This is a genomic window from Selenomonas bovis DSM 23594, from assembly GCF_000381005.1.
GTDB lineage: Bacteria > Bacillota > Negativicutes > Selenomonadales > Selenomonadaceae > Selenomonas_C > Selenomonas_C bovis.
The window spans coordinates 66930-77002 of sequence record NZ_KB908391.1 but is presented as its reverse complement, the minus strand read 5'-3'; the positions used below and the strand labels follow the sequence as shown (position 1 = coordinate 77002).

At 62.2% G+C, this 10073-nt stretch carries 8 protein-coding genes; 6 read left to right on the top strand and 2 right to left on the bottom strand.

Annotation, left to right across the window (positions count from 1 at the left end; translation table 11 throughout):
* The first annotated feature begins 427 nt into the window (after nucleotides 1-427).
* The 6 genes from speD (at nucleotide 428) to nspC (ending at nucleotide 6933) form a co-directional block, all read left to right on the top strand.
* Nucleotides 428-1219 (top strand): adenosylmethionine decarboxylase, encoded by a 792-nt coding sequence (gene speD, locus F599_RS0107605; RefSeq protein ID WP_019542932.1) that lies wholly within the window; start codon nucleotides 428-430, stop codon nucleotides 1217-1219.
* 61 nt (nucleotides 1220-1280) lie between these two features.
* Nucleotides 1281-2732 (top strand): aminotransferase class I/II-fold pyridoxal phosphate-dependent enzyme, encoded by a 1452-nt coding sequence (locus F599_RS0107600; protein ID WP_019542931.1) that lies wholly within the window; start codon nucleotides 1281-1283, stop codon nucleotides 2730-2732.
* A 28-nt stretch (nucleotides 2733-2760) separates the two neighbouring features.
* Nucleotides 2761-3615: a polyamine aminopropyltransferase gene (gene speE, locus F599_RS0107595; protein WP_019542930.1), complete on the top strand. Its 855-nt coding sequence runs from the start codon at nucleotides 2761-2763 to the stop codon at nucleotides 3613-3615.
* Nucleotides 3602-4495 carry an agmatinase gene (gene speB / locus F599_RS0107590; protein WP_019542929.1) on the top strand — a complete coding sequence of 298 codons (894 nt, stop codon included), beginning with the start codon at nucleotides 3602-3604 and terminating at the stop codon, nucleotides 4493-4495. Before speE ends, speB begins: the two co-directional genes overlap by 14 nt.
* Nucleotides 4496-4582: 87 nt before the next feature.
* Nucleotides 4583-5785 (top strand): saccharopine dehydrogenase family protein, encoded by a 1203-nt coding sequence (locus F599_RS0107585; protein WP_019542928.1) that lies wholly within the window; start codon nucleotides 4583-4585, stop codon nucleotides 5783-5785.
* Nucleotides 5785-6933: a carboxynorspermidine decarboxylase gene (nspC, locus tag F599_RS0107580; RefSeq protein ID WP_019542927.1), complete on the top strand. Its 1149-nt coding sequence runs from the start codon at nucleotides 5785-5787 to the stop codon at nucleotides 6931-6933. The genes F599_RS0107585 and nspC overlap by 1 nt, the downstream gene beginning before the upstream one ends.
* A gap of 322 nt (nucleotides 6934-7255) precedes the next feature.
* On the opposite strand, the gene gdhA is transcribed toward nspC, so the two are convergent.
* Nucleotides 7256-8605, bottom strand: a complete 1350-nt coding sequence (gdhA, locus tag F599_RS0107575; RefSeq protein ID WP_019542926.1) for an NADP-specific glutamate dehydrogenase — start codon at nucleotides 8603-8605, stop codon at nucleotides 7256-7258.
* A gap of 215 nt (nucleotides 8606-8820) precedes the next feature.
* Nucleotides 8821-10002, bottom strand: a complete 1182-nt coding sequence (locus F599_RS0107570; RefSeq protein WP_156021970.1) for a hypothetical protein — start codon at nucleotides 10000-10002, stop codon at nucleotides 8821-8823.
* Nucleotides 10003-10073: the final 71 nt, after the last annotated feature.

Below are 10073 nucleotides of genomic sequence, written 5' to 3'. Positions count from 1 at the left end.
GAGGCAGAAACCATCCTGCTGGCAATGGCACATAACATTTTTAAATTGCATTGCAAAATACAGGCACAGCGATTAGGCGTGCACCTCATCCAAATTACGGCAGCAGCCTGAAACAGAACAGTGCAAAAAACGAGGCGATCGGTGACCGCCTGTTTCTTGTACTGTTTTTTATGCCATGATTATCGCCAGTGTCAGATGACCGTGATTGAGGTCAAAGAAAACGGGGCTATCCGCACGAAAATGCTTTCGTGAGACAGCCCCTTTTTTATGAGCGGAACCACTTGCCGTTCACCGCTGGTTTCGCCTCTCCTCCCCGCCGTTTTTCCCACTCTCTATTGCATCGCAGGGAGAAAATCTGATAGAATAGGAACGACTTCGACCGGCGGCGCACTCGGCGCCGCCACATCAGAAAGGCAGGTCATGATGATTGGAGGAGAAACTGAAGCTGTACGGCTTCAATAATCTGACGAAAGCACTGAGCTTCAATATTTACGACATCTGCTACGCGAAATCGCCGCGGGAGCAGGAGGATTACATCAAATACATCGATGAGCAGTACAACTCCGAGCGCCTCACGAACATCATCTCCAAGGTCACGGACATGATCGGCGCGCGCATCCTGAACATCGCCAAGCAGGACTACGAGCCGCAGGGCGCGAGCGTCGCGATGCTCATCGCGGAGGACGGCGCCGCCCCGCGCAAGCGCCCGGCGCCAAGCGCGGGCGATACCATCCTCGCGCATCTCGACAAGAGTCATGTGACCGTGCACACCTATCCCGAGTTCCACCCCGAGACGAGCATCGCGACGTTCCGCGTCGACATCGACGTCGCGACCTGCGGCGAGATCACGCCGCTCAAGACGCTCGACTACCTCATCTCGCAGTTCGACTCGGACATCATCACGATGGACTACCGCGTGCGCGGCTTCACGCGCGACGTGCACGGGCGCAAGCTCTTCATGGACTCGAAGATGGCTTCGATCCAGGAATACATCGCACAGGAGACGCTCGACCGCTATGACGCCGTGGACATCAACCTCTACCAGGCGAATCTCTACCACACGCGCATGCTCATCAAGGAGCCGCTGCTGCAAAACTACCTCTTCAATACCGACATCTACGAGATCCCGCCGAAGGAACGGCTCGATATCTCCAGCAGCCTGCGCCGCGAGATGATCGAGATTTTCAGCGGACGCAATATTTATGGAAGCAGCGATTGAGCCACCGCTCCCCTGTGGGAGCGCGGATCCATCCAGCGCTTTCTTATAGAAAGGAACTGCCATGCTGCAAGAACTCACCCAGGACCGAGCGCCCGTGCTAGAGGCGCTCGAGCGCATGAAGCGGGCGCGCCTCGTACCGTTCGACGTACCCGGACACAAGCGCGGCCGCGGCAACCCCGAGTTGCGCGATTTCCTCGGCGCCGCCTGCCTCGACGTGGACGTCAACTCGATGAAGATGCTCGACAACCTCTGTCATCCCGTCTCCGTCATCCGCGACGCCGAGGCGCTCGCCGCCGACGCGTTCCACGCCGCGCACGCTTTCTTCATGGTCGGCGGCACGACCTCGGCCGTGCAGGCGATGGTGCTCACGGCCGTGCACCGCGGCGACAAGATCATCATGCCGCGCAACGTCCATCGCAGCGCCATCAACGCGCTGATCCTCTGCGGCGCCATCCCCGTCTACGTGAACCCGCAGATGGACAAGACGCTCGGCATCTCCCTCGGCATGAAGGTCGAGGAGGTCGCCGACGCCATCCGCCGCCACCCGGACGCAAAGGCCGTGCTCGTCAACAATCCGACCTACTACGGCATCTGCTCCGATCTGCGCGCCATCGTGAAGCTCGCCCACGCGCACGGCATGCTCGTGCTCGCCGACGAGGCGCACGGCACGCATTTCTACTTCCACAAGGATCTGCCCGTCTCCGCCATGGACGCGGGCGCGGATATGGCAGCCATCAGCATGCACAAGTCGGGCGGCTCGCTCACGCAGAGCTCCCTGCTCCTCTGCGGACCGGGTGTCCACGCGGGCTACGTCCACCAGATCATCAACATCACGCAGACGACGAGCGGCTCCTACCTCCTGATGTCGAGCCTCGACATCAGCCGCAGGAACCTCGCGCTGCACGGCGAGGAAATTTTCTCCAAGGTGCTCGACCTCGTCGCCTACGCGCGCGACGAGATCAACGCCATCGGCGGCTACTACGCCTACGGGCGCGAGCTCATCGACGGCAACGCCATCTACGACTTCGACACGACGAAGCTCTCCATCTTCACGCGGCCCATCGGCCTCGCAGGCATCGAGGTCTACGACCTCCTGCGCGACGAGTACGACATCCAGACGGAGTTCGGCGACATCGCGAACCTGCTCGCCTACGTCTCCGTCGGCGACCGCCCGAAGGACATCGAACGCCTCGTCGCCGCGCTCGCGGAGATCCGCCGCAATTACAGCAAGCCGCAGGCGAAAATGCTTAAGGCGGAATACATCGATCCCGAAGTCGTCTGCGGCCCGCAGGAGGCGTTCTACGCGGCCAAAGAGCCGCTGCCGATAGAAAAGACCGCGGGGCGCGTCTCGAGCGAGTTCGTCATGTGCTACCCGCCCGGCATCCCCATCCTCGCGCCCGGCGAGCGCATCACGGACGAGATCCTCACCTACATCCGCTACGCGAAGAAAAAGGGCTGCCAGATGACAGGCACCGAGGACATGACGCTGCGCACGCTCAACGTCATGAAATAACGCCTACCAACCATAAAGGAGGGATTCCATGGAACTCTGGTTCAGCGAGCTACACACGCCGAACGTCAAATTCTCCATCAAGGTCGACCGCCAGCTCTACGCGGGCCGCAGCGAATTCCAGCGCATCGACATCTTCGACTCGAAGGAGTTCGGCCGGTTCCTCACACTCGACGGCTACATGATGCTCACGGAAAAGGATGAATTCATCTATCACGAGATGATCACCCATGTGCCGCTCTGCGTCAACCCTGACACGCGCGACGTACTCGTCATCGGCGGCGGCGACGGCGGTACCGTGCGCGAGCTCGTGCGCTATCCCGGCATCCGCCATATCGACCTCGTGGAGATCGACGAGCTCGTCGTCGAGGTCTGCCGCAAATACCTGCCGCAGACCGCCGGCTGCCTCAGTGACAAGCGCGTCGCCATCCACTACGAGGACGGGCTGAAGTTCGTGCGTCACGCGAAAGATGCCTACGATCTCATCATCGTCGACTCCACCGACCCCTTCGGCCCCGGTGAAGGACTCTTCACCAAGGAGTTCTATGGCAACTGCTACAAGGCCCTGCGCGCCGACGGCATCATGGTCAACCAGCACGAGAGCCCCTTCTATACGCAGGACGCCTACGCCATGCAGCGCGCCCACAAGCGCATCGTCTCCTCGTTCCCCATCAGCCGCGTCTACCAGGCGCACATACCGACCTACCCTTCGGGCCACTGGCTCTTCGGCTTCGCCGCGAAAAAGCGCCATCCCGTCAAGGACGTCGACTTCGCGCACTGGAACACGCTCGGTCTCAAGACACGCTACTATAATACCCAGCTGCATGCAGGCGCTTTTGCCCTGCCCAACTATGTAGAGGAGATGCTGCGCGATGTGGAACCGTAATGTAGAAACCTTTCTCGGCTGCGACGGCCCCTTCGAGGAGAGCCGCATCGTGCTCTTCGGCGCGCCCTTCGACTCGACGACGAGCTACCGTCCCGGCACGCGCTTCGCGAGCCGCACGATGCGCGCCGAATCCTACGGACTCGAGACGTACAGCCCCTACCAGGATCTCGACCTCGAGGATGCGGCGGTCTTCGACGGCGGCGACCTCGAGCTCTCCTTCGGCAACACGGAGAAGGCGCTCGCTGATATCGAGGCGCGCGCGAGAGACATCCTCGCTGCCGGACGCCTCCCCTTCCTCATCGGCGGCGAGCACCTCGTGACTCTGCCCGCGCTGCGCGCCGCGCACGAGAAATACCCTGACCTCGCCGTCGTCCACTTCGACGCGCACACCGACCTGCGCGAGGAATACCTCGACGCACGCCTCTCCCACGCGACCGTACTGCGGCGCATCTGGGACGTCGTCGGCGACGGGCGCATCCACCAGTTCGGCATCCGCAGCGGCGAGCGCGCGGAGTGGCGCTGGGCGGCTGAGGGACATACGGATCTGCACCGCTTCGGCTTCCAGGGCCTCGACGAGGTGCTCGCGGGGCTCCGCGCCGCGGGCCGCCCCGTCTACCTCACGATCGACCTCGACGTGCTCGACCCGTCCTGCTTCCCCGGCACGGGGACGCCCGAGGCGGGCGGCGTGACGTTTGCGGCGCTCCTCTCGGCGGCGCTGCGCGTCATCGCGCGCACGCATGTCGTCGCCTGCGATCTCGTCGAGCTCTCACCGCCGCTCGATCCGAGCGGCATCTCGACGGCGACGGCGCTCAAGCTCCTGCGAGAGATGCTCCTCGCGCTCGAGCGGCCGCACATCGGGCGCCGCGAGCACGAGTCCTGAGCACATATCGAACACACCGCGCGGTATTTTCACCGCGCTTCACCGACATCTTTCCACATCTATCCATCCAAAGGAGGAACCAATATCATGGGAAAAGCTCTCATCATCGGCTGCGGCGGCGTCGCGAGCGTCGCCATCCACAAATGCTGCCAGAACAGCGCGGCCTTCTCTGAAATCATGATCGCCTCGCGCACGAAAGCGAAATGCGACGCGCTCAAGGAAAAGCTTGCGCCGACGACTGCGACGAAGATCCAGACGGCCCAGATTGACGCCGACGACGTGCCCGCCCTCACGAAACTCATCCGTGATTTCGCGCCCGACGTCGTGCTGAACCTCGCGCTCCCCTACCAGGACCTCCACATCATGGATGCCTGCCTCGCCGCCGGCGCAAACTACGTCGACACCGCGAACTATGAGCCGGAGGACACGGCGAAGTTCGAGTACAAATGGCAGTGGGCCTATCGCGAGCGCTTCGAGAAGGCCGGCCTCACGGCGCTCCTCGGCTCCGGCTTCGACCCGGGCGTCACGGGCGTCTTCGCCGCTTACGCGCTCAAGCACCAGTTCGATGAGATCAACTACATCGACATCCTCGACTGCAACGCCGGCGACCACGGCTACCCCTTCGCGACGAACTTCAACCCGGAGATCAACATTCGCGAAGTCTCGGCCAAGGGAAGCTACTGGGAGGACGGCCACTGGGTCGAGACGGAGCCGATGGAGATCAAGCGCGTCTACAACTTCCCGGAAATCGGACCGAAGGACATGTACCTCCTGCACCATGAGGAACTCGAGAGCCTCGGCCTCAACATCCCGGGCATCAAGCGCATCCGCTTCTTCATGACGTTCGGCGAGAGCTACCTCACGCATCTCCGCTGCCTCGAGGACGTCGGCATGACCTCCATCGAGCCCATCGAATTCGAGGGCAAGAAAATCGTGCCGCTGCAGTTCCTCAAGGCCGTGCTGCCCGATCCCGCGAGCCTCGGCCCGCGCACGAAGGGCAAGACGAACATCGGCTGCATCTTCCGCGGCAAGAAGGACGGCAAGGACAAGACCTACTATCTCTACAACGTCTGCGACCACCAGGCATGCTACAAGGAAGTCGGCTCGCAGGCCGTATCCTACACGACGGGCGTGCCCGCGATGATCGGTGCGATGCTCATCATGAACGGCACCTGGAAGGGCCCCGGCGTCAAGAACATCGAGGAATTCGATCCCGACCCATTCATGGATGCCCTCAACAAATGGGGCCTGCCGTGGCAGGAGAGCTTCACGCCGGAGCTCGTCGACTGATGGCGCGCGCGTTCCTTCCCTGGCTGGAGCGCGTGCCGACGCCCTTCTACGTCATCGACCTCGCGAGACTCCGGCAGAACCTCGCCATCCTGAGGGACATCGAGGAAACGACGGGGGCCCATGTGCTGCTCGCGCAGAAATGTTTCTCGATGTATTCCCTCTATCCGCTCATCGGTGCGTACCTCTCCGGCACCACCGCGAGCGGTCTCTACGAGGCGCGCCTCGGCCACGAGGAAATGGGCAAGGAAAATCATGTCTTCTCCCCTGCCTACCGCGCAGAGGACATGGCGGAGCTCGTCACCATCACCGACCACATCGTCTTCAACTCCCTCAGCCAGTGGCGGCGCTTCGGCGCGCAGGCGCAGGCCGCCGGCGTTTCCTGCGGCCTGCGCATCAATCCGGAATGCTCGACGCAGGAGCACGCGATCTACGATCCCTGCGCGCCCGGCTCGCGGCTCGGCACGCGCCGTGCGGCCATCGACGCCGCGGGAGGCCGCGCAGCGCTCGCTGAGCTTGACGGCCTCCATTTCCACACGCTCTGCGAGCAGGGCGCCGATGCGCTCGATGTGACGGTGCAGGCCGTGGAGCAGCGCTTCGGTGACCTCCTGCCCGCGATGAAATGGCTCAACCTCGGCGGCGGCCACCACATCACGAAGCCGGGCTACGACATTCCGCGCCTCAAGCGCATCATCCGTCACCTGCAGGATACTTACGACGTCACCGTCTACCTCGAGCCCGGCGAAGCCGTCGCGCTCGACGCTGGCTATCTCGTCGCGACCGTGCTCGACGTACAGGAGGAAAACGGCATCGCCATCCTCGACACCTCGGCCGCCTGCCACATGCCGGACGTCATCGAGATGCCCTACCGCCCGCCCGTCGTCGGCGGCGGTGAACCGGGGGAAAAGGCGTATACCTACACCCTTGCCGCTCCCACCTGCCTCGCGGGCGACACCATCGGCACCTACTCCTTCGACGCGCCGCTCGCCATCGGCAGCCGCGTCGTCTTTGCCGACATGGCCATCTACACAATGGTCAAGAACAATACCTTCAACGGCATGCCGCTTCCCGCTATCCTCACCGCAGATGAGGACGGCACCACGAAAACCGTACGCACCTTCGGCTACGAGGACTTCAAATCACGTTTATAAAGCGGCACTGCCAACATAAAAAAAGATGATACACATGCGCAAAATCTCGCGCGTGCGTATCATCTTTTTTCATTTTAGCGCTGGACACGTGCAAACGCAAGGAGCCACCTCCCTCTGGAGGCGGCTCCTTGCCCATGCGATGCACTTTAGGAAGCACTGATTAATTCAGCACTCCATCTTCACGCGTCTGCGCTGTCCTCTCGTCGCCCTGCCAACCTCAGCGTAGCTTCGGCTACGCCTGCGTTTTGTCTCCTAGAGGGATACAGCGCATCCACGTAAATCCGGAGCACTTCATTTAATCAGCGCTTCCTTGATACTGCGATCAGACGAGGCCCTGTGCGAGCATGACCTCGGCGACCTTGCTGAACGCCGTGATGTTCGCGCCGGAGACGAGATCGTCCGGATCTGCGTATTTCTCCGCATTCTTCTTCGCGCTTTCGTAGATGTTCTTCATGATGCCCTGGAGTTTCGCGTCGACTTCCTCGAACGTCCACTGCAGGCGCTCGGAGTTCTGTGCCATCTCGAGGGCCGAGACGGCGACGCCGCCGGCGTTCGCGGCCTTGGCGGGCGCAAAGAGAACCTTGTGCTCCTGGAAGTAGGCGATGGCGTCGAGCGTGGACGGCATGTTCGCGCCCTCGCCGACGGCCGTAACGCCGTTCGCGACGAGCGCCTTCGCGCTTTCAAGGTCGATCTCGCCCTGCGTCGCGCACGGCAGCGCGACGTCGCACTTGACAGTCCAGACGCCCTTGCAGCCCTCATGGTACTCGGCCTTGGGATGCGTCTCGACGTACTCCTTGATGCGGCCGCGGCGCACCTGCTTGATTTCCTTGACGGCGTCGAGGTCGATACCGTCCGGATCGTAGACGTAGCCATTCGAGTCGGAGCAGGTCACGACCTTCGCGCCGAAGCTCTGCGCCTTCTCGATGGCGTACTGGGCGACGTTGCCCGCGCCGGAGACGACGAGCGTCTTGCCCTTAAGGTCGATGCCCTTCGCATCGAGCATGTTCTTGACGAAATAGAGCAGGCCGTAGCCCGTCGCCTCTGTGCGTGCGAGCGAACCCCAGTAGTCGACGCGCTTGCCCGTGAGGACGCCCGCGTCATAGCTGTCGCGGATGCGCTTGTACTGGCCGAAGAGATAGCCGATCTCACGGCCGCCGACGCCGATATCGCCCGCCGGCACATCGACGTCCGGGCCGATGTGCCGGTAGAGCTCCGTCATGAAGCTCTGGCAGAAATGCATAACCTCGTTGTCCGACTTGCCGTGCGGATCGAAGTCCGAACCGCCCTTCGCGCCGCCGATGGGCAGGCCCGTGAGCGCGTTCTTGAACACCTGCTCGAACGCGAGGAATTTCAGAATGTCGAGGTTGACGCTCGGATGGAAGCGCAGACCGCCCTTGTAGGGGCCGATCGCGCTGCTCATCTGCACGCGGAAACCGCGGTTCACCTGGATTTCACCCTTGTCATCCTGCCAGGGGACACGGAACATGACGACGCGCTCTGGCTCGACCATGCGCTCGAGGAGCTTGTGCTGCTCGTAGTTCGGATGCTGATCGAGAACCGGTGCAACGGTCTTCAAGACTTCCGTGACAGTGTCTTTGAAATGCGTCTGTCCCGGGTCCTTCTTCGATACGAGATCCAACACGGACTGGATGTACTTTTTGCTGTCTGACAAGGTAAATCTCTCCTTTTGGTTTGAATTAAGGGGCTGCTGCAGGGATGGCACGAACGATCATGCAATCCCTGCGGCAGCCCCTAATACAACAGTGTACGTTGTTACCAAGATGAAGTATACTATATTCCGCCGGAAATGTATACATGTATTTTTGCATACTTTCTATGTTTTTCAAACATGGTTGATAGCAAGCCACAAGGAAGCGCCCAAATGAATCAGTAACCCCTTCCAGGCGTCCCCGCGGCATCCCCGGTCGAAAGATCGACGAGTGCGCCTGCCGCCCCGCCCGCGGTATCGCTATTTCCCTGCAGGCGATAGCGCTCGGCAGCCTCGAGCGTCTGGCGCGCCGTCGTGCGGTAGGATGCCTTGCCGGACGCGCGGCGGCGGCGCTCGTCCTTCTCGGGATCAAGGGCATCGAGCGCACTCTCTGGCAGCGCGTCGTAGTCCTTGGAACCCACGAATTTCTTCCACTCATCCTGGATGGCCGCGAACATGTAGAGGTATTTTTCATCCACAGGAGGTTTCGCGTTTTTTGCGCTCTCGAGCTGACCGAGGGCAGCGGTGCGGTTCGCCTGCTGCGCGGAGAGGCGCTCCGCGCGCTGCGCCGCCACGCGCTCGCTCAATGCCTGCGCGCCCTGCGGCGCCCCCTTCCCTGCCGCAGCCGCCAGGCCATCTGCCGCCTCGCCGCCATGCACAGCCGCGGAGGCTGTATCCTGCACCCCAGCCGCTACGCCGGCAGGAGATGCCGCTCCCTGCGCACTGGTTTCTGCGCCTGCCGCCGCAGGGGCAGGCATACCCGCCTCGGGCACCGCCGCGGCGGCAGCAGATGTCCCTGTCTCCCCCGCTGCCGCGTTCACGCCGGACACATCAGCCGCGCCGCTCGCGCCCATATCCGCCACCGCACCGGCAGTGGCAGCAGCGCCGACCGGTGACGCGCCCGCGCTCATAGCGCCGCTCATCACAGCATCGGCCGAGCCGTATTTCGACTCATTCATCGCCTGCGTCGCGACCTTGAGCTGCGCCGCTGCGACGGCGCGCTGCGCCTCCTCCTTCGTCTTCGCCTGCTTGAGCGCACTCTGCAGTTCCGCGCGCGTCTCCTGCGCCTGCTTCGCCTTCGTGTAGAGGTCGGGATCCTTTTCCTTGAGATACTTGAGCTCCTCCGCCGAGAGCTCCTGACCGCGCCGCAGCTTCTGCGTGATGATGCTCGCGCGCGTATCGTCCGAGACATCCTTTTTCTTTTTCGTTTTCTGCGCCGCGAGATTCTGCTCCGTCATCTGACGATTCCACGCCGCCTGCTGCTCCTTGAGGCTCTTGCCCGTCCTGAGCTTCGTCTTGGCCTGCAGGCGCAGATCCTTCAGCTGCAAGTAGCTGCCGATGGTGCCGATTCCTTCCAGCATGATGCATTCCTCCATGAATGACAAAAGGGCACCCCGAGAGGTACCCACTTCCCTTACTCTCTACCCATATT

Bases quoted from the DNA above. Each gene is read 5' to 3' on its own strand.
- F599_RS0107600 (WP_019542931.1), top strand. From the start codon at position 1,281: ATGCTGCAAGAACTCACCCAGGACCGAGCGCCCGTGCTAGAGGCGCTC.
- speE (WP_019542930.1), top strand. From the start codon at position 2,761: ATGGAACTCTGGTTCAGCGAGCTACACACGCCGAACGTCAAATTCTCC.
- speB (WP_019542929.1), top strand. From the start codon at position 3,602: ATGTGGAACCGTAATGTAGAAACCTTTCTCGGCTGCGACGGCCCCTTC.
- F599_RS0107585 (WP_019542928.1), top strand. From the start codon at position 4,583: ATGGGAAAAGCTCTCATCATCGGCTGCGGCGGCGTCGCGAGCGTCGCC.
- nspC (WP_019542927.1), top strand. From the start codon at position 5,785: ATGGCGCGCGCGTTCCTTCCCTGGCTGGAGCGCGTGCCGACGCCCTTC.
- F599_RS0107570 (WP_156021970.1), bottom strand. From the start codon at position 10,002: ATGCTGGAAGGAATCGGCACCATCGGCAGCTACTTGCAGCTGAAGGAT.